Below are 21,169 nucleotides of genomic sequence, written 5' to 3' on the forward strand. Positions count from 1 at the left end.
TCGTTAGTGAAAAAGATTCTATTTTACGAAAGCCGTCCGGAATGGGGCGGTGCGCAGCAGTGCGAGCTTGACTTGTTCACCTCATTCAAACAAGAATCTGAGGAAATCTACTTCGTCACATCTACCGATGGACCGATGTTGGAGCGAATAAGGGCCGCCGGGGAAACACCGATAATAATTCCTATTCACTCATCCGTCAATCAAATTCGCAGAGAACAAGCGAAAAGGGGACCGCTTTTTCTATTGATGCAGTTGGTTTATATGATCCCCCACTTGTTTAAGGTCTGGCTGTTTATCCTAAAGCATCAGATTGAGATTGTTTATACGAGTCAATTTCGCTCGCAATTGATCGTCGGCTGGCTTGCCAAACTAACAGGCCGCACCGTCATTTGGCATCTTCACGGCGAAGAACAGCTAAATAATCTGTTAGGAAAAATATGCTTAACCTTTTCCGATCAAATTATCGTTGTCTCAAACCAATTAGCTGAGCGGTACAAACAGCAGTTTCCCAAACATGCCGCGAAATTTGTTGTCGTTTTGAACGGCGTTGACGTCCCCCGGCTGAAACGGTCGAAACCGCGTTCTGTTTTTACAATTAGTATGGTCGGGACATTAATAGAAGGTAAGCGGCAAGATCTCGCTATTTCGGCTGTGGCTGAGCTAATTCGCCAGGGACATCATGTTCAGCTTGATATTTTAGGAGAAAAACCGCCCTGGCATACTGATGAGTACAAACAATCCTTACTAGATTTAGCATATAGACTCGGTGTCACCCAATCTGTTAACTTTGCAGGCTGGGTCGAACAGCCCTGGGATCAAGTCGTGAATTCCGATGTGTTCGTTTTGCCGTCTGACACGGAAGGCTTACCCCTGTCGATTATCGAGGCGATGGCACTCGGGCTGCCCACGATTGCGACAGATGTAGGCGGAAATGCCGAGCTGATTGACGATGGCAAGACGGGCTATTTGATCGAGCCTAATAGCGTCGCTGCACTTGTGGATCGCCTGAACATTCTCCATGCACAACCAGCACTTGGTGTGCAGATGGGACTGTCGGCTATAGAGCGGTACGAAACTTATTTTACAAAAGATGCCTTTGTTAAAGGAGTGGCAGGTGTCATCAACACCATTACTTAAATGAAAATACTTTATGTGATTACAGGGGCCGATATCGGCGGGGCACAAAAGCATGTCCTTTACTTGGCCGAGTGGTTTTCGCGGAATGGTCATGATGTGAAAGTCGTTGTTGGTGAAGAGGGCCCGTTCATCCAGGAATTAACCGACCGTCAGATTGGGGTCACTCTTATTCCGATTCCACGAAAAATTGACCTTTTGCAGGATATGAAAGCCTTATGGAAGCTCATTCGTTATCTGCATCGTGAAAAATTTGATGTCGTGCACTCCCATAGTTCGATTGCCGGGATTATCGCGAGGGTCGCAGGCTTTGTTAACCGGGTGAAGCATAACCTCTTTACCGCGCACGGTTTTGTGTTTACTGACCCTACTCTGTCAAAGAAAAAAAGGATCGTTTATCTATGGCTGGAAAGAATCTGCAGCTGGATTTCGACCAATATTATCACTGTCTCAGCTTTTGATTACCAAAAGGGCATCGAAGCGGGCATCCGTGCCGATAAAATGAAGGTAATTCCCAATGGCATTCCGAATGAAGCGCTGATTACATTACCCGATTGGCAGCAAAAGCAGCACCGCTTAGCCCAAACTGATAAAAAAGTCATTGGCTTTGTCGGCCGGTTTGCACCTGAAAAGAATCTAGATATGCTGCTACGGGTGGCAAGACGCTTTAAGGACAACCGGCAGAGCGAGGTCGAATTTTGGCTCCTTGGTACGGGACCATTATTTGAACATTATCAAAAGGAAATCAAGCGTCAGGGCTTAGATTCCCTCATCCAGCTAAAAGGCGAACAAAATGATGTGGCAGAGTGGATGGACCAGATGCATGTGATGATCATTACCTCTCATAAAGAAGGACTGCCCTATGTCTTACTGGAAGCGTGCGGACGCGGGTTGCCCGTGATTAGTACCGATGTGGGCGGGGTGAAGGAAGTGGTCGGAACCAATGCGCTTGTCGCCGTTAATGATGACCAGCACATGTACCAAAAGTTATCTGAACTTCTCACGAATGATCAAGCTTGCGAGCAATTGGGCCAGTACGGTTTAGACCGAGCCACTCGTTACAATGTTGAAAATATGTGTGCGGAAACATACAAGCTTTATAGACGTTAACTACTATCAAGACATGCAGAAAGTGAAGTGTCGACCATGGCTTCGTTGTCACTTAAGCGGAATATTTCCTATATGTTAGTCGGAAACCTTATTTATGCCCTGTCCCAATGGGGTATCATTATGGTATTGGCTAAATTAGGTTCGCCCAAAATGGTCGGCGGCTTTACGCTGGGATTAGCGGTAACCGCTCCGATTATCTTAATCTTTGACCTGCAATTGCGGTCAGTCCTCGCCACCGATGCAAAAGGAGAGTTCTCCTTTCGTCACTACCTTACTTTAAAAGGGGTATGCAGTGTGATTGCCCTGCTCGTTCTAGGCGGCGTCATTATCATAGGTGGATATAAGGGGCAGGCTGCATGGGTCATTCTATTTATTGGCATCGCCAAGCTAGTCGAATCCGTGATTGAACTCCACTACGGATTGTTTCAACGAGCGGAACGGATGGATCTCATTGCTAAATCGCTGATGATGAGAGGTATTATCTCCCTTGTGATCATCGCCCTGCTCATTTCATTAACGGACAGCCTTTTACTAGCGGTAACTGGTTATGCCGCATCCTGGCTGCTCTTGTTATGTATCATTGAGGTACCAAAGGCGAAACAAATGGCGGCGTCTCCGGCATCGACACTGAACCTTCGAGCGGTGAAAAAGCTGTTTCTGACGAGTTTTCCACTCGGCGTGGTGATGATGATGATTTCCCTTTATACCAACATTCCCCGCTATTTCCTTGAACATGTGAACGGGACGGAAGCGGTCGGTTATTTTTCAGCGATTTTTTATATCGTAACGGCTGGGAATCTTGTCATCAATGCCATCGGACAATCGATTAGTCCAAGGCTGGCACATGAATATAGCCATCAGGCGTACGCTGCATTTACCCGTCTGTTAACGAAATTTACCGCGCTAGGGTTTATTTATGGCATCTGCGGAATCATCCTTACCCTCGTAATGGGTAAGCTGGTCCTTGGATTGATCTATACAGCGGATTATGTCCATTTCCACAAGGAATTTGTTTTATTGATGGTGGCTGGAACCTTCATGTATGCCGGTTCTTTTTTTGGATTTGCGCTTACGGCGATGAGAAAGTTTACGATTCAACCGATTCTATCTGTGATTTGGGTGGTTTCCACCCTTATTCTATGTGTTTTCCTGATTCCGGCTTATGGATTAACAGGCGCTGCCGTGGTAACCATCCTCACCACCGCCATCCAATTCTTCACCTTGGCTGGGGCAGTGATTTGGTACCTTGTACAAGCTAAAAAAAGTGATAGACAAACGAGTCTTCAGACCTCTAACTAAGGAAGTGATACGAATGGCCAAACGAGTGCTTCATGTGCTAACTACCTTAAATGTAGGCGGTGCCGAAACCATGATTCTCAATTTATATAGGGCAATGAATCGTGAGAAGATTCAGTTTGACTTTTTAGTTCATACCGACGACATTGGCTATTATGAAGCGGAAGTGCTTGCTCTAGGGGGGAGAATTTACCGAATGCCCTATCCCCGGATAAAATCAATTCGAACTTACCAAAAACAACTGCTGACCTTTTTGAAAGAGAATGAATTTTGTGCGATCCACAGTCATGCCCATTCCTTTAGCGGCTTTATTTTAGAGACAGCAAAAAAGGTTCCTATTCCCGTCCGAGTTTCCCATAGCCATACGACATCGGATGGCAGAGAGACCACCCTATTCCGCCGAATCTATCAAACTTACATGAGGGCAACCCTGCGAAGAAGCTCTACGCATATGATCGCTTGTTCAAAAGCCGCCGGAGAATCATTATTTGGGAATGACGCTTCTATTATGGTGTTACCTAATAGTTTCAATCTCCAAGATTATGAAACACAATCGAAACAGATTGAACCCAAGTCTATAAATGTGGCAGCGCCTGTCCTTGGACATGTCGGCCGGTTTGATCCAGTGAAGAACCACTCATTCTTGTTAGAAACCTTTTACCATTTCAAAAAAGATTATCCTGCTGCTACGGCTATTTTAATAGGGGATGGTCCCGATCGAACAGCGATTGAGAAGTTAATCCGCCATTATCAATTAGAAGATTCCGTCAAGCTGCTTGGCGTTCGCTCGGATATCCCTGCGTTATTAAGTAAAATGGACCTGTTTCTTTTCCCTTCCCTTTATGAAGGACTGGGAAATGTGGTCGTTGAGGCGCAAGCCGCTGGGCTGCCCTGCTTGGTATCGGACACCATACCAAGAGAGGTTGATTTAGCCATGAACCTCGTAACCTTTCAAAATCTCGACGATGGTGCAGCGGCATGGGCTGCACAATTAGGAGAGATGATGAGTAACTCTGCTCTACCTAGTTGGAATGAACGGAAACGTAAATTAACGACATTTGGTTATGATGTTATGGAAAATGCGAGAGTCTTAGGGAAGATTTATAGTGGAACCTAACATGAAGAGAAAACCACTTTCAGCGACACTAGCCTTCATTTTATTTACGATTCTATACTTTTCGGCTTCTCTTGTCCTATTAGGAAATCAATATCGGCCCTTATCCACTCAAGTGATCGTAACCAGGTATCTTCTGATTCTATTCGTTTTTGTGGTGATGGTATTGATTTATTTTTGGAAAAATGGTCTTACGCTCTTTCGCTTTTCTTCCTTATTATCCATGTATTTATTTATCATTTGGTTTTTATTTAGTCTTTCGGTTGTTTTTTCAGAAGTGCTGCATCAATCATTTCCAATCCAAGGGCTGTTCTTTTTAGTGATTGTTCCGTTTATCTATTTTTCCGTTCTGCCCTATTTAAGCAATATAAGCGGTCCGGTCATTCATCTTTCGTTATTTGCGGCTAATCTGCTTTATCTTCTCCTTTCCTATGTGAGCGTTAGAGTTGAGTTTCTGCCCTATTCAGGGATTGCCGCCAATCCCAATGGATTCGGCCAAATAGCTGCCATCACTGCTATATCAGGATTTTTTATTCTCATCACCCTTGCGAAAAAAAGAAGAGTTACGATGCTGCTTCTTATTATGGCGATTGTATTGGCACTTACCAGCGTAATGTTATCATCCAGCCGGACATCGTTTATCATTGTTGTCATCATCACGTTCATTATCTCCATTCATTTTATTCTGGCCAAACGCAATTATAAGCCGTTCTTATTGATCCTACTAATTGGATGTATTGGCTGGTTTTCTCCCTTAAAAGAGATGTTTTTGAATGGACTGCTTGAGAAGTTTTCTACTTTTAATCAGCAAGGCAATCTTTTTAATGGACGAATGGGGACTTGGCAAACCGTGGTCAAAGATGCGTCATTGTTTGGTCATGGCGAAGACTACTTCCAAAGTTTCTTTGAAGGGGCTCATAATAGTATCATTAATATTCTCGGCGTTTACGGGCTGATCCCTGCGATTTTACTATCGTGTTTTCTCCTCTTAATGATCGGGCTTGCCCTCCGGTATGCCCTGCAAAACACGGAGGATCCTTTGGCTATTTTCCCGCTTAGCATCATCGTCACCTTTACTTTATTTAGCATGACCGAGGCCATGTTTGGCTTAGTTGGAAATGGCATTACGATCGTGTTCTATCATATGGTTGGACTCCTCCTGTTTAAGGATGGAACCCATACTATAAAGGCCAAAAAAAATACGGCTGGTTATTAAACCAGTCGTATCTTTTTGGCCTTGTTTGAAAAGTAAACGGAGAATTTCCGTTTAAATTAGGAATTATCTATAATTCCTTTATAATAGAGGGAGTTTTTCCGCTTATATGCTCCAAATCTTTGCCTTTTGGCTTATTCGGGCAAGTTAATCGAAATAGCTCCGCTTATGCCTGATTCTTACGCTTCTTCTCTCTTCATTAACCGGAAATTCTCCGCTTATGAACTCTCATACCCCTCAAAATGTTAATGCTGATAAAAATCATACTGATTCTCTTTAATGACCTTAGCAGGTACTCCCCCTACAATGAGGCCGTCCCCTACATTCTTGGCAACACTGCTATTAGGCATGATCAGAACCCGATTTCCTATCTCGATATCGCCAATAATCGAGGAATTACAGCTTAGGAAGACATTATCCCCAATCACGGGAGATTTCAGGTTTTTATAGGACATACCGACTGTACAGCATTGATGAATGGTAAAATTCTCACCGATTTTTGCATTTTTGGCGATGACGATGCTTGTACAATGGGGAATTGATAACCCCCCTTTGATTTCTGCCTCGGGATGAATTTCCACGCCTGTGATAAATTTAAACGGTCCATAAAGGAACAGGAATAATAACCAGTATAGAATCTTATATGGAAGTTTATTTTTTTTATAAAGGGAATGAAGGATTCTATAAATCAAACAGGCATACACTCCGGGAAAATAAAAGAAGACCAATACTCGGTTTATTCCTTTAAAATGACCATAATTTCTTTTAAAGTCTTTGGCAAAGTCGCTCATTTATGATAACCTTCCTAGTCTTTTTGCATGAGACTTATCTATAAAACTAATTCGCTTTCACCATATCATAAATTTTCATATCTTTGATCCAAATTTCGCTTTTCTGGCCTCGTTCATCCATGCCCAGCACCACAAAAAAAGGACCTAGATCAGGTTGCTTTTGATCGATTCGTCTGCCAATACTGATGATATTGACGATTTTTGTATCCTTTAACACTAAATCACTGACGGCTTTTTCTTCATTCTTAGGCTTTGCTGCGGTGTCTTGCTTTGTTTTGGCCGCACTGTCTTTCACTTCCAATGTCTTTTTCTCTGCTGCGTTTTCCTTTTCGGTACAGGCGCTTAATCCTACTAACGCAACCGCCAGCATGAGAACGAGAATCCACTTACTTGTTGCTCTCACTTTATATCCTCCTACAAAAATATAAACAAGAAAAGGGGTTCGCCCTTCTCTTGTTTATAAAGATTGACTGCTATTTACATTTTAATCCTAGAGCCCACTTACATCAATGGTAAATGGTGATGGAGTGATTTGGCCCTCTTTGATTGAGAAGGTTTGATTGACTTGCTCATAGAAATTCCCCTCATAATGATCAAAGACACGAAGAATTTTATAGTCCCCATCTGCTAATCTGCTTGCAATATTCCCATCCTCATCAGCATATGTCCAGAATTCATCTTCTGTTGCCACGTTAATAAATTGAATTTCCGCATAACTGAGCGGGGTTGAACCATTCACTACTGACCCCTTTAGGGTAACTGGAGGAATGGAGATCAAGAGCTGATCTTGTTGCTCGCCGTCAACAAATAGTTGACCATTTTCCACCGTGAAGCGGATATTTAAGGTGATATAATCACCCGTATAGACGCCAGCCACCGTATAGGTTCCATCAGCGAGTCTTATCGAAGCTTCCCCATTCTCATCTGTCATCATAGACGGAGAGAATCCACCGCATTCCTGACAAGGAATACCACGAACCATATTAATATCCGCATTTGTCACTAGGCCGTCTTCATCCACTACTTTAGCAGAGATTACCGCTTTTGGTGCGTTAATCGTGATTGTTGCTACTTCTTTTCCATTCATTACTACCTGACCATTTACCACTTCAAACGTTTCGTCGAGATAGGCTCCAGTCCCATTTAGATTAGATGCAATGGCTTTATATTGACCATCTGGCAAACGTAGGGTAAACTGGCCAACTTCATTTGTATCAATAAGGAATTCATCTTCTTCAACGCCATCTACCAATCTAGCAAACAAAATATTTCCATATTCGACCGGGCTGCCATCGACTAGATATTGACCTTCGATTGGATTTGGTAATGATACTTCCAATTGACTCTGAGTGCTGCCATTTACCACAATGGCACCATCCACAATACTAAATGGAACATCTAATGGGAAATCCATTTCTTCATTCCAAATATGCTTAATGACATAGTCACCGTCAGGTAGTCTTGCTGAAAGCTGCCCATTATCATCAGTACCTGCATAATAGTATCTGACATCGTCTTCGCTCATATTTTTCCTAAAGATATTCAGTTGTGCATTTAGAACTGGTACACCGTTGTCTAGGACAACCCCTTTTAGCGTTTCAGCCGGAATGGAAACAATGACTGATGATTGTTCTTCGCCATTCATGATGGTCTTTCCGTTTTGAATGCTAAAAGGAACATTCATTTGAATACTTTCACTTTCTTTGTACCATACTTGATCGACATGGTAATCGCCATCTGGCAGTCTGAAAGAAAACTGACCGTTTTCATCCGTTTGATCGTAATACCATTGATCAGTTTCGTTATTCAACACATTTATTTGCGTATTCGCTAATACTTGGTCACCATCCATTAATGTTCCCGTAAAACTTTCTTCTAACACTTTCACATCAAGGGATTGTGCTGGTACACCATCAATGAATAGCTGACCGTCTTGAATGGTAAATTTAAGCTCTTGGATTTCAAAATGGGTATTTTCGTTGTCGCCCCAGAATCCGTTAATCGTATAAACCCCATCTGCAAGACGAACAGAGAAATGTCCGTTTTCATCTACATATGTCCCGAACCCTCTTCTACCGTTCGCATAACTAAAGTCCAATCTTCCGGCTAGTGGCTGCCCTTCCTCCATAACCGTTCCTCTGTAGGTATTAGTTGGCAGGGTTAGAACCAGTTGACCACCGGTTGCACCATTTTGTACTAATTGGCCATCCACCACACTAAATGGAACATTAAGGATGATTGAACCTGTATCAGATCCTCCCCCTGCTTCAACGGCTACATAGTTTCCATCCGCAAGGCGTAAGGAGAACTGACCATCCTCATCCGTATAGCCATAAGACCGGTTCCCACCATCAGTCTGCTCCACATAAACAGAATTCCAAGCAACTGGTGTTTCACCATCAAGTAATTGTCCTGTTACGGTGATTGGCTGAATGGCAACCATCAGTTGGTCAGCTTTTTCACCGTCTACGAATAGCTGTCCATTTTCGACTGTAAATTCTAAATTGACCGCATCATGATAATTATCAGTGCTTAACCAATCTACTACATAATGGCCGTCTGGCATATCAAGGCCAAACTCTCCATTTTCATTGGTGGTCGTACTATAAGTTCCAGTCCCTGGATTATTTATATCCCTAAAAATAATTTCAGCACCTGCGAGTTTGTCCGCACCATCGACAACCGTTCCTTTCACATTTCCTGTTACATCCGGAACGACGCTGACATCAATATTGTAAGGTGATGGAGTAGACTTTCCATTAATGATATCGAATTCACGATTTAATTTCTTTGTTACATAGGTTTTACCATCAAAATATCTGTAATCCAAAATGGAATAATGACCATTAGGCAAACGGAAACTAAACTGTCCATTTTCATCTGTTGTATCATAATACCATGTATAGTCACCAAATCGAGCACTGATGGCGATTTCCGCATTGGCAATTGGTGTTCCGCCATCAGTTAATTGACCTGTGAAATTAATAGATGGAAGATTGACGTTCAAGCGATCAACCTGTACGCCATCCACAGAAAGCGCTCCATCTGTAACAGCGAAGGCTTTGTTCACTCGGACTGCTTCTCCGTCCACCCAAACCTGCTCAACCTCGTAATCACCATCTGGTAAATCCAGTCCAAATTCACCGTTTGAATTGGTTGTTGCATTGGTATAGTCATAGGTAGTTTGATTCATAATTTCAACTTCAGCATTTGCTACAACGCCCGATTCGGAAGAAATCACACCTCTTACATTTCCGGAGATCATATTGATATCAAAACGGCTGAAGTCAATACTTGGTTGTCCATCCACCACATTAAATTTAATCATAAGCTGACGATACATCCAGTCATTACTTACATTATTGATTTGATAGCTTCCATCCGGAAGACGGCCCTCAAAGTGACCATTTTCATCGGTTCTGAAACTAATACCGTAACTACTATTTTCTTTTTCCATTGACATTTCCAGCCACGCATCGGCTAACACATTGTCACCATCTACGAGCTGTCCTGCAACATTTATTGGTGGAATTTTGAGAACTAACTGGTCCTGCTCGGCACCATTCACGAACAGTTTGCCGCCCTTAATACTAAATGGAATATCCAGCAATGTCTGCTGATTCTCTTCTCCAATCCATGTTTCATTTACAATATAATCGCCATCTGGATAGCGCAAATGGAATTCACCATTCTCATCGGTAGTGGCTGTAAACCTTGCGGAGTATTCTCCATCTACTAATTGAGTAATATCAAAATCCTTATCAGGAATTGGTGTTCCATTTTCATCTACCAATTTACCGGCAATATCATTGGCTGGTATTTCAAGTGTTAGGGATTCTTGTGAAGTACCATTAACCACTAATTGGCCATCTTTCACATCAAAGTAACTACTTACTGTGATTCGGCTTTCATTACCTGGTAATCCAACCGAACGTATCTCATATTCTCCATCTCCTAATCGTAAGGAGAATTCACCGTTTTCATCAGTGTAAGCATTTACCCATCTGCTATAATTACCACCGTAAATGAGGTAACCAATATCAGCATTCGCTACTGCTTTTCCATGATCGACTACAGTACCCTTAACTGTTACTTTTACATCTACTGTTAAAGTGGATTGCGGGCTGCCATTTACAACTAACTGTCCGTCTTTCACGCTGAAGGCTGTATATGGGTAACTGTCTAAATTGCCACTCCACACATTAGTGATAACATAATCCCCATCAGCTAAATCCAAGGCAAATTTCCCTTGTTCATCGATTTGGACAGAATTCCCATCTCCATACTCATTTGCATTCTCAATGGTCATGGAGCCAAACTTCACGGGTGTAGTTCCATCCTGAACAACCCCTTGCACGTTGCATGTTGGCGGTACACTTTCATTTACCGTTATCACGTATGGGCTTGGGTTAGTGGTTCCATTCTCAACTTGAATAGCTTCCCCAATCTCGTGGTATCCGTCATTACCAAAGTAACCTTCTACGGTGTAACTTCCATCGCTGACACGAAGTGAATAGTTACCATCAACATCTGGCGTTACATACATGACACGATAATAATCACCAATATTTTGACTCACATTAATCCCTTCAACATAGGCACCATTGCTCTCCAATTGAACTTGGAACGTCACTGGCGGTACTTCAATGTTTAAGGTTTTTGCTTGAACATTATCCACATAAAGCTGGCCATCTACTACTTTGAACGCTTTATCTAAATAAGTTTGTTCATCCTCAATCCAGTAGGAATCGACAAAATAGTTTCCATCTTCTAATTGAGCAGTAAATTCACCTTGGTCATTCGTATAAAAATTATTGAAACCATCAGAATCCGTATTGTATAGGATGACATTCGCATTGGCGATTGGTCCATTTTCATCGACTAACTTCGCTGCGACATTTCCTTGTGGTACTTCTGGTGCTAGATTAATCGTTAATCCTTCTTGGCCTTGAAGCTGGCCATCTGCCACCGTGAAGGTAAGCATTAATGAATACCATTTTTGCTCGGCCGCAACCCAAATGCCTTCTACTTGGTAATCGCCGTCCGGAAGGTTTAATCCGAACTGGCCGTTTTCATTCGTTTTAGCACTATACCATTTTTCTTCTCCGTTGACTGTATGCGCATTGATGGTAACACCATCCACGCTGCTGTTTCCTTTTGACACTACACCTGTTACGTTATTCTCAGGTACTTTCAAATCAATTTGCAGCTGGTCTGCGCCGACTAAGACGCCATCTTGAACAGAGAATTTCTTCACTAACGGATACCATTTTTCTTCAGAAGCCACCCACACGCCTTCAATTTGATAGGTTCCATCTGGGAGGTCTAATTGGAAGCGGCCGTTTTCGTCAGCTTGGCCATCAAACCATTGTTCTGTCCCGCCAACCGTATGGGTACTGATCCATACGCCTGCGACTGGAGTGGTTCCCTTGCTGACAACCCCATTGATATTGGGTTCTTTTTCTGTTAAATCAATTTTTAAAAGTGAATCCCCTACTAAATGTTGATCTTTTACAGAGAATTGGACTGGCTGAGCATACCATTTTGCCTCGGATGCCACCCATACACCTTCTAATTGATACTCGCCATCCGGCATATTAAACAGGAACGAACCGTCCGCCTTTGTTTGGGTGTTATACCAAACCTCTTGGCCGCTTGTGGTATGAACACTGAGCCATACATCTTGAATAGCTTTCCCATCTTTTGTTAAAGTCCCTTTCACATTGAAAGACAATAACTCGATATTAAGCTCTGATGCACCGACAAGCTTACTGTCTTTGATGGTAAAGGATTTTCCTAGTGGATACCATTTTTCATCTGCTGCTACCCATACACCATCTACTTGATAGTTACCATCTGCTAATGCCGGCAGACTAAACTTTCCGTCTTGATCTGTACTGACATTATACCAATTAGGGTTCTCCCCAATTGTATGAATACTGAACGTAACATTTGCAACTGGTTGTTCTTCTTTTGTAATTAACCCTGTAATTTCATCTAGTTGAATGGACAAATTCCAGTCCATATTCTCGTTAACGGTAAATGATTGTTTTGAATCATACCATTTATTTGTTGAAGCAACCCACACGCCTTCAAGCTTGTATTCGCCTGCAGGAACTTGGAAATTATAATTTCCTTTTTCATCAGACTTTACATCATACCATTTCTGGTCTCCTGTAGATTGGATACTAAAGCTAGCACCCGATAGTGCCACACCATTTTTTGTAACGGTTCCTTTCACCGTGAATAATGTCGGCGGCTTTACAGTGGTCACATCAACATTTACCTCTGCAGTTCCTGCAACGGTAAACACTTTATGGTCCAGCTCGTACCATTTATTCTCTGCACCAACCCAAATACCGTCTACTTGGTATTCGCCGTCTGGAAGGTCGGTAAAGCTATATTCCCCTTGTTCGTTGGTTGTTGCATTATGCCATTGGTTTGTACCATCTGTCGTATGTATACTAAAGGTAATATTCGCTAATGGCTGGCCATCCTTTTTAACAACACCGGTCACATTCTTATTTTCAACCGGAGGAACTATTGTATCTGGAAGTTTAATAAGAAGTGATTCCGCACCCTCTAGTTTGCTGCCTGCTACTGAGAAGTTCTGCGTCAGCGGATACCATTTTTGCTCAGCGCCTACCCATATCCCTTGTAATTCATAGGCACCATCTGTTAATAGATAAGTAAACTTCCCGTCTTGGTCGGTTTTTGTATCAAACCATTGATCGGTTGTAGTGTTATGAACACTAAATATGACATCCGGTACTCCCTTGCCATTTTGTGTAAGCGTACCACTCACATTTGGTTCCTGGGTTTCCCCTATAGCCTGAGGCTCAGTAGGTTGAACGCCGTTCAATTGAGCCGATTCATCGCTATTTACTGATACATTTGCCGCATCTTGCGCAAATGCAGGCTGGATAAAACCGCTCGTGACGATTAATACAGCTAGTAAAATCGAGACTGCCCGTTTCCAAAAAAGTCTCTTTTTCTTCGACACCATGTTACTCCCCCATTTTTATGTATCTAATTTATCTATTTCGTATGCCGTTCGATTAGGAGATTCTCTCTAATTATTTCGACCTACAAAAATCAACCTTTATTATACTATCAATTTTGAATAATTTGGGTATTTTTTCACAGACTTTTGATTTTTTTGTCAGATTACCAATATTTTTGTCCTTGGCTGCTGGCAATTTCTTCGATTTTCGAATTTTCCCCCTCAAAATATAGCAAACTATGGTAAAATAGATAAAAATATGAAAGATTATGAGGTGATTCTATCTTAATGAATAAAACTATTGCTCGCACACTATCAACCACGGCCCTGTTTTCGACGCTTTTTGCCAGTTCGGCTCTTGCTGACACGTACAAGGTTCAAAAAGGGGATAACCTATCGAAAATTGCCACAAAATATAAGACGACTGTTGCTGCCATTAAGACAGAAAATAGTCTGACATCGGACCGAATCTATGAAAATCAAACATTACAAATTTCCACTAAGCCAGCGACAACTACGGTTCAAGCTGTCCAACAAACGACCTATACCGTTGTAAGCGGTGATGCTTTGATTAAAATCGCCAACCGCTATGGCATTACTGTAGGGGAACTCCAGCAGTGGAATAGCCTAAAGAGTACGCTGATTTATCCTGGACAAGTTCTTAAAGTATCCGCACCTGGACAAACGGTGACCGTTACGGCACCGCAGCCAGCTCAGCCAGCGGCTCATGTGGTTTCAACACCTGCTCCAGCAGCGGCGACGACGGTGTACACGGTGGTCAGCGGCGACAGTTTGAGTAAAATTGGTGTCAAATACGGAATGACTGTTCAGCAGTTGAAAACAACTAATAGTTTGACTTCAGATATGATTTACGTAGGACAAAAATTGAAGGTAACGGGTCAGGCTGCGGCCGCACCGGTGCCTAGTAATACCCCGAGCATTGTTACCGTGGCAAAAAGTTTAATGGGGATCAAATATGTGTGGGGCGGAAGTTCCCTATCTGGATTTGACTGCAGCGGGTTCATTTATTATGCAGCTAATCAATCCGGCACGAAAATCGGCCGTTATTCCGCTGCAGGTTACTATGACCGCAGTTATTATGTGAATACGCCTCAAGCCGGCGATCTTGTATTTTTTCAAGGTACATATAAACAAGGCATTTCGCACGTGGGCATCTACCTCGGCGACAACCAGTTTATTCACGCCGATGAAACCCATGGCATTATGATTTCCAATTTAAAGAGCTCCTACTATACCGCCCACTTTGCGGCGTTTAAACGATTTTATTAACAGATTGCCAATTTCCGATTCATGGAGATTGGCTTTTTTTATTTTTATGTTTAAAAGAGTCGTAGGAGGGCAATACTTAAGATATAACCTATTATTAGAGGAGGATGGTTTAAATGAAGGAAAACAAGTTACTATTATCAGAGTTTGCTAATGAAGAGGGATTTGAGTTGAACAGCTATATTACTCATTTATTTGAATCCATGAGTCAAGATGAAATGGAATTTGAACCATCCCCAAGTTGAGGGCTGGTTCTTTTTTTTTTCTTGAGGTGGTCTTGTGCTAAATTCATGTGGTTTTGTGCCAAATTCATTTTGTTTTGTGCTATTTTTTTATAGTTTTGTGCCAAAATGAACTAGTTTTGTGCTATTAGACATAAATTACCAGTTTTCAGATGATTCCTATGCTATTTTTTTGCTGAAATAAGCCCTTTTTTGTTTGATTCTAGCAAAATTAGGGGATGCATATATTGTCTAATGATTTTTGAAGGAAATACATAGAGTTAGCCTTAATTTAATATATAACTAGCTATTAAAACTGTGAGGTGAATTCGATTGTTAATAATGAGAAGAGCTTTGATTGTGCTTCTGGGTGTGGGGATTCTGCTAGGGTATTCAGGTGCTGGTACGGCGGCTGCCGCTACAACGGGTTGGACACTCACGGGTGGAAATTGGCATTATTATAATCATGGTGTAATGAAGACCGGCTGGGTCCAGGATGGCGGCCATTGGTATTACCTTGATAACAAAGGCGCGATGAAGACCGGCTGGGTGCTTGCGGATGGAAAGTGGTATTTCATGGTTCAGTCAGGGGCGATGAAAACGGGCTGGGTGAAGGTGTCAGGCACCTGGTATTACTTTGACAAGAGCGGCGCCATGAAGACTGGCTGGGTGAAGGACAGCGGCCAATGGTATTACCTCGACAAGAGTGGAGCGATGAAGACCGGCTGGATGCAGGACGGCGGCAGTTGGTATTACCTCGACAAGAGCGGGATGATGAAGACCGGCTGGGTCCATGTGTCAGGCACCTGGTATTATTTAAACAACTCAGGCACCATGAGGACAGGCTGGCTGGAGCAAGGAAATAGTAAGTATTACCTCGATCCAAGCGGTGCTATGGCGACTAAGTGGCGTTCTATCTCAGGGAATTGGTATTACTTTGGCGAATGGAATGGCGTCATGTTCCGCCAGAATTTTGCCGATGGGTATTATTTAATGGAAGATGGCCGGATGACCAATGCCGGAAGTGCTACGATTGTTTCGGTGGCTGAACAGTTGAAGAAGGCAATTGATGTTGGAATCAGCCAAGAGGATTTGTTGGCTATATTGGGTGCGGATTATCACGATTTGGTCGGGATTGAAGGCGACAAGTATTGGCTGTACACCCTGAAGGTGGCTTTTACTGGAGAGTATCAGCCGGTGAAGTTTACTAATGAAGACGTCGGTGCAGAAGATCTAGCAAAGGGGCTGACAGATGTTGTTCTATTGGCTTTTTGGAATGCTGACCAAAAGGCCTTCCAGGTCTCCATCGACTACTTCGACGCTTCCCATAAATTCCATCACTATAGTTCCTATCGTCACGATTATGAGTATAATTGATTTGTTAGTTGGCCAGTCCCCTGAAGTGCGGGGACTGGCTTTTTCATTTAAGGGCGGAAAGTAAATCCTCTAAAGTGGACAGTAATTGTCGAAAGCGGAAAGTAAATCTTCTAAACTGGAAAGTAAAAACCTGAAAGTGGAAAGTAAACTTAGATATGTCCTTTATAAAGGGACTCTCCTGAAAGGAAACTGCCTTAAAATTGGCTCTCTATCCAATAACGGAACGGACCTCTAGCGGAAAGTACGTTTGAAAAGGGGCTCTCCCCCCTCCAAAATTACTTTTTTTACAAAAAAACTCCCTTGAGCTTGTGCCCAAGGGAGTTCTGCACTAGCGTAGGACGCCGGTGCTGTAGAAGTAATAGGATTTACCGGCGATTTTGGCCCAGCCGGAGACCATGGCGCCGCTCGCGTTTAGGTAATACCAACGTGTGCCTTCCTTTAGCCAGCCGGTGCGCATGGTGCCGCCGCTTTCGAAGTAGTACCATTTGGTGCCGACTTTTGCCCAGCCTGTGGCCATTGCGCCGCTCGTGGTCAGGTAATACCATTGGGTCCCGCTCTTTAACCAGCCTGTTTGCATGACGCCGCTACCATCGAGATAGTACCATGTCGCGCCGACCTTTGCCCAGCCCGTGGCCATGGCCCCGTTGCTGTTGAGGTAATACCACTTGGTGCCTGATTTGAGCCAGCCTGTTTGCATGACACCGGTGTTGTTGGAATAGTACCAAACGGTTCCCAGCTTAAACCAGCCTGTTTGCAGCTGGAAGGTGGCGGGATCATAGTAGTAGCGTTTGCCATCCTCTGTCAGCCAGCCCGTCGTTTTGACAACCGTCACGATTGTTGGCTCACTGGTGTTTCCGAGGTCGTCGCTAGCGGTCACGGCTAATTGAGTTCCTGCTTTCTGGGCTGCCGTGAGGGTGACCGCAAAGTTGCCGTCCGTGCCGGCTATGGCGGTGCCGATGACCGCGTCCCCTGCCTTCACTTCTATTTTCGCGCCTGCTTTGGACTTACCGGTCACTTTTGTGTCTTTGTCAGTTAGTTTATTCACCTGTGGTTTTGGAAAAAGAATCTGAACCACTTGATCAATTTTTGGATAGATTAAATTGTCGGCCTTGTCGTAGACTTGGAGATCAACGCGATAGGTCCCTGCTTCCATGAAATCATAAACATAAAAATTCGTCTCCCACAGTCCTGTTGCCGTATTGAGTGCGAGCTCGGATTGATAACAATTCGCTGCTGCACACAGGCGCAGTGTGGCGGTATTCACCCCGGATTTATCATCGATAATCTTCGCCGTCACCTTCAGTGTATCGCCGATGTTGACGGCCTGCTTGCTGATGGTGATATTCTCCACTGTCGGCGGTGTGTAATCGGCCATCTCATTAATCAGTTCAAAATCCTTTGTGGCCGTCGTCTGGTTATTCGCTAAATCGGTTAGGTTTAATTTGAGCTGCCAATTGCCCGGGTCGGTATTGCCTTCAAATTGATAGACCATGACCCATTCGTCCTTTTGCCTGTCATAGGTGAGTGGCTGGCCCACTTTTGTCCAGCCATTTGGCATCAGGAAATCGGCCTTAATGGCCTCGATGCCGACATTATCGGCCGCTTTGACTGTTACTGTAAACTTCTCCCCCGCTTTCACGGTTTGCGGTTCGATGTTGATGCTGCTAACGACCGGCTTAATGAGGTCTTCATTCGGATTTGTGACTGTAATGAATTGGTCCGTATTGCGGTACCACCAGTAGTCCTGGCCATAGACATAAAAGTTAACGTTCCATTTCCCCTGATGGTCATATTCCTTTATTTTATAGGTGCCGCTCCATGTGTCGTCTGTACTGTTATAGGTTAAGTCGACTCTTTTGTCGGTTGCACCCGTTAGATGGGCTTGGACTTTTTTGATCCCATAATCAGGTGAGTTAAGTTTTGCCGTAATCGTGATGACATCACCGGCATTGGCTGTACCTGTTGAAATGGTGGCACTTTCTATCACTGGTGTGACTGGTTCAGTTGCTGTGCCCTCCGTGTTTGCGAAGCCTGTGCTCGGTAGAAACAATAGTAAACTTAGTAAAGCTGCGATTATTTTCTTCCCCAACCGCATGTTCCCCCTCAATCTAGTAATTTTCTCTATTTTAGCAAGGAAAGCGGTTTATTGGTATTTGTTTTTTAGAAATTATTACTTGTTTTGCTGCTGCTTCCACTCGCTCAAGTGGATGGCTCCGAGTTCAGGTTTTGCCTCGCCTTTAAGGACGGTGATATATTCGAGAGAGTTGCCGTCAGGGTCATAGAAATAGTAGGAGGCGGCCGGCATCCAGGCATGCACGATTGGTTCGGAGGTGTCCAGGCCAAACGACGGACGCAGTTCGATGTCCCTCTTTTCTAAGTAAGAAGGTACCTCTAGGAGTTGCTCCATGGAAACGCCAAAGGCAAAGTGCTTCGGCACAAATTGCTCGGCCGGAACTTCCCAAACGCCTAGCATTTGCTCTTTGGCCTCGGGGTCGCCCAGCCAGAAAAAGGCCACTCTTCTTTCATTGAGTATATAGGCAACTTCAAGTTCAAGTGATTGATAGAATTCGATGGCTTGCTCTAAATTCTTTGTGTTCACATGTGTCTCATATAGTTTTGCTGCTTTCATTTTCTCATCCCCTTTTTTGTTATTTTATCTTTTTTCAAATATTTTACAGTAAACTTTTCATTTAAAATACCCTCTAGTTTTGAAAATCCAAGCCGCCCCCTCCTCTAATTGCGTTTTTTTGGTTATAATAATGGAATATGGATTTTTTATAGGAAAGCGGAAGCGCCCTGTCCAGCGGCGTATGCCTGGAGCGCTTGGACTTATTGTAGGGAACTGGGTGCTGGGTGTGGAGCTGGACATTTCTCAAAATTAACTTATAAATTCTTATTTTATAAAAAAGGGGGTTGCGACTTGGAGTCAACACCTGCTAATGAACAGATAGAAGTGCTTTCGGCGGAAGTCGGGGAGCTGCTGCAGCCAACTGTGGCGGACGATGCGAAGCTGGTCCAAAAAGGATTAATGCTCTACCGACAAGGGCTGGTTAAGCAATTGCAAGTATTTCATCATAAAATCACCTCGACCGTTCAGGACGTGACACCCTGCTATGTGTCGCTCGATTTTGAATTTTTCTCCATGAGCAGTTGTTCGTGCCCGGGTGAGGGCTTTTGCCGCCATCAGATGGCGACCTTTTTCGCGGCGTACGCGAAGGTTGGCAGTGTCGCTGAATGGGTGACGGCGTGGCGCGAGCCGATTCGCGAACAGAAGGAGATGACTGGCTGGGGGATGCAGACGGCGCGGGATTTGATTAAAGCGAACGGCGTGCTGCAGCCGGACTACAGCCGCTGGGTGCATTCGTTTGAGGTAAGTTTCGATACGCTGCTGACCTCGAAAAAGTACACTAGCCCGTATGTGATTCCGGAGCTGTTTGGGATTTATGAACGTCGGGTTCACGCGAGTGCCCCGGTCGAGCAGGAATGGCGCCTGTTGTATGAATTAATTGCCATCGTGGTGTCGTTTCGGAAATTGGCCGCCCTCAGTGAGCAGCTTAGTCATGACCAAGACACAGTCAGGCGTGCGTATCAGCACCTGTTCCAGAATATGCTCGATGATGCCGAGGATCTCGGGGTTAAGATTGGCGTTCAATCACTGCCGTTTGCCTTTGATGAATTTATTGACCGGCTGAAGGACGATGCCTTTGATTTATTGACGTGCGCGAGCGGGTTAGAATATGAACGGATTTACTTGTACCGGCTGTTATGGCTCCAATTTTTCAAAAAGAAGGCTTGGCGTGAGGCTGAGTTAGTGAAGATTCAGGCGGCGCTGAAAGGGCTCCAGGATTGGCAGAATCCGCTTGCGCTGATGGTGGCAGCGGTTCATCTCAATGTGCTGATTGGCGATGATGAGAAGGCCATGAAGCTGATTGGGCAATTTACCGCTGAAGAAATTGCGCCCTATTTGGTGTATTGGATTGAGTATTTGTCAGGCTTGAAGGCGTGGAAGCGCGTCGGGCCGATGATTGAGTTGTTTTTGACAAAAGTGAAGGATTACTTGGAGTCGCTGCCAGGCTATCATAGCAGGACGGGCTTCTCGCGGACGGCACTGCGGGCGGTGGCTGCCTATTGTGCGGAAAATGACCGGGTCGAGTTATACGAGCGTGGGCTGCTTGCGATGCTTCCGTATAGTTTTGCGGATTATGAGTATTTGCTGTTTGAGCGCGGCCAGTATGACCGCTGGAGCGAGCTCCAGGCGTTTGTCGGCTTGGACTTTTATGATTTGCCAAAAGACCGCTTGAAGGTGATCGAGAAAGAGCGGCCAGAAGTGTTGCTGGGGATGCTGCACCAGACCGCCCAGCGTGAGATTGACCAAAAGAACCGGTCCAGTTACCGATTAGCGGTGCGGCATTTGAAGAAGCTGCGGACGTTGTATAAAAAGTTAAAGCGCGTCGACGACTGGGAGTACTTCTTCGAAACCTTGTTGGACCGCACCAGGAGACTGCGGGCGTTTCATGAAGAGTGCCGGCGGAGTAAATTGATCGAGCTTTAAAAGATACCCTTTTTGGGAGGGGTTGGGCTCTCTCTTTGGGTTTTTGTGCCATTTCTTAAAAGTTTTGTGTC

The 21,169-nt window shown here is 44.1% G+C and carries 14 protein-coding genes; 9 read left to right on the forward strand and 5 right to left on the reverse strand.

The genetic code is table 11. From position 1 onward, the window contains the following. Positions 1 to 6: 6 nt before the first annotated feature. From AC4E8C_RS23160 to AC4E8C_RS23180, 5 genes are read left to right on the forward strand one after another with little or no spacing between them, the layout of a single operon-like run. Positions 7 to 1,137 carry a glycosyltransferase family 4 protein gene (locus tag AC4E8C_RS23160; protein ID WP_490208976.1) on the forward strand — a complete coding sequence of 377 codons (1,131 nt, stop codon included), beginning with the start codon at positions 7 to 9 and terminating at the stop codon, positions 1,135 to 1,137. Between the two features lie 15 nt (positions 1,138 to 1,152). After that, the gene (locus AC4E8C_RS23165; RefSeq protein WP_490208977.1) at positions 1,153 to 2,244 is read left to right on the forward strand and encodes a glycosyltransferase family 4 protein; all 1,092 of its coding nucleotides are present in this window, start codon (positions 1,153 to 1,155) and stop codon (positions 2,242 to 2,244) included. Positions 2,245 to 2,280: 36 nt separating this feature from the next. Next, a complete protein-coding gene (locus tag AC4E8C_RS23170) occupies positions 2,281 to 3,543 on the forward strand; it encodes an oligosaccharide flippase family protein (protein ID WP_490208978.1) in 1,263 nt (420 codons plus the stop codon). Between the two features lie 13 nt (positions 3,544 to 3,556). Beyond that, positions 3,557 to 4,657 carry a glycosyltransferase family 1 protein gene (locus tag AC4E8C_RS23175; protein WP_490208979.1) on the forward strand — a complete coding sequence of 367 codons (1,101 nt, stop codon included), beginning with the start codon at positions 3,557 to 3,559 and terminating at the stop codon, positions 4,655 to 4,657. A gap of 1 nt (position 4,658) precedes the next feature. Beyond that, positions 4,659 to 5,870: an O-antigen ligase family protein gene (locus AC4E8C_RS23180; protein ID WP_490208980.1), complete on the forward strand. Its 1,212-nt coding sequence runs from the start codon at positions 4,659 to 4,661 to the stop codon at positions 5,868 to 5,870. Between the two features lie 242 nt (positions 5,871 to 6,112). Here the strand turns inward: AC4E8C_RS23180 and AC4E8C_RS23185 are convergent, their stop codons facing one another. From AC4E8C_RS23185 to AC4E8C_RS23195, 3 genes are all read right to left on the reverse strand, one after another. Further along, positions 6,113 to 6,658, reverse strand: a complete 546-nt coding sequence (locus AC4E8C_RS23185; protein ID WP_490208981.1) for a serine O-acetyltransferase — start codon at positions 6,656 to 6,658, stop codon at positions 6,113 to 6,115. Positions 6,659 to 6,704: 46 nt separating this feature from the next. Then, a complete protein-coding gene (locus AC4E8C_RS23190; RefSeq protein ID WP_490208982.1) occupies positions 6,705 to 7,061 on the reverse strand; it encodes a hypothetical protein in 357 nt (118 codons plus the stop codon). A gap of 87 nt (positions 7,062 to 7,148) precedes the next feature. Beyond that, positions 7,149 to 13,664, reverse strand: a complete 6,516-nt coding sequence (locus AC4E8C_RS23195; RefSeq protein WP_490208983.1) for a SpaA isopeptide-forming pilin-related protein — start codon at positions 13,662 to 13,664, stop codon at positions 7,149 to 7,151. A 285-nt stretch (positions 13,665 to 13,949) separates the two neighbouring features. Between AC4E8C_RS23195 and AC4E8C_RS23200 the strand changes: the two genes are divergently transcribed. The 3 genes from AC4E8C_RS23200 (at position 13,950) to AC4E8C_RS23210 (ending at position 16,546) form a co-directional block, all read left to right on the forward strand. Further along, positions 13,950 to 14,951, forward strand: coding sequence for a peptidoglycan endopeptidase (locus tag AC4E8C_RS23200; protein WP_490208984.1), 1,002 nt, complete (start codon positions 13,950 to 13,952; stop codon positions 14,949 to 14,951). 113 nt (positions 14,952 to 15,064) lie between these two features. Further along, the gene (locus tag AC4E8C_RS23205; protein WP_490208985.1) at positions 15,065 to 15,193 is read left to right on the forward strand and encodes a hypothetical protein; all 129 of its coding nucleotides are present in this window, start codon (positions 15,065 to 15,067) and stop codon (positions 15,191 to 15,193) included. Positions 15,194 to 15,511: 318 nt separating this feature from the next. Beyond that, positions 15,512 to 16,546: a hypothetical protein gene (locus tag AC4E8C_RS23210; RefSeq protein ID WP_490212637.1), complete on the forward strand. Its 1,035-nt coding sequence runs from the start codon at positions 15,512 to 15,514 to the stop codon at positions 16,544 to 16,546. 328 nt (positions 16,547 to 16,874) lie between these two features. On the opposite strand, the gene AC4E8C_RS23215 is transcribed toward AC4E8C_RS23210, so the two are convergent. Together AC4E8C_RS23215 and AC4E8C_RS23220 are read right to left on the reverse strand one after the other, a co-directional pair. Beyond that, positions 16,875 to 18,635 (reverse strand): Ig-like domain-containing protein, encoded by a 1,761-nt coding sequence (locus AC4E8C_RS23215; RefSeq protein ID WP_490208986.1) that lies wholly within the window; start codon positions 18,633 to 18,635, stop codon positions 16,875 to 16,877. A gap of 81 nt (positions 18,636 to 18,716) precedes the next feature. Then, the gene (locus AC4E8C_RS23220; protein ID WP_490208987.1) at positions 18,717 to 19,175 is read right to left on the reverse strand and encodes a VOC family protein; all 459 of its coding nucleotides are present in this window, start codon (positions 19,173 to 19,175) and stop codon (positions 18,717 to 18,719) included. Positions 19,176 to 19,466: 291 nt separating this feature from the next. Here AC4E8C_RS23220 and AC4E8C_RS23225 point away from each other — a divergent pair, with 291 nt between their 5' ends. Continuing rightward, positions 19,467 to 21,098 (forward strand): SWIM zinc finger family protein, encoded by a 1,632-nt coding sequence (locus tag AC4E8C_RS23225; protein ID WP_490208988.1) that lies wholly within the window; start codon positions 19,467 to 19,469, stop codon positions 21,096 to 21,098. Positions 21,099 to 21,169: the final 71 nt, after the last annotated feature.

It is taken from the genome of Neobacillus sp. SRL179 (assembly GCF_984799095.1).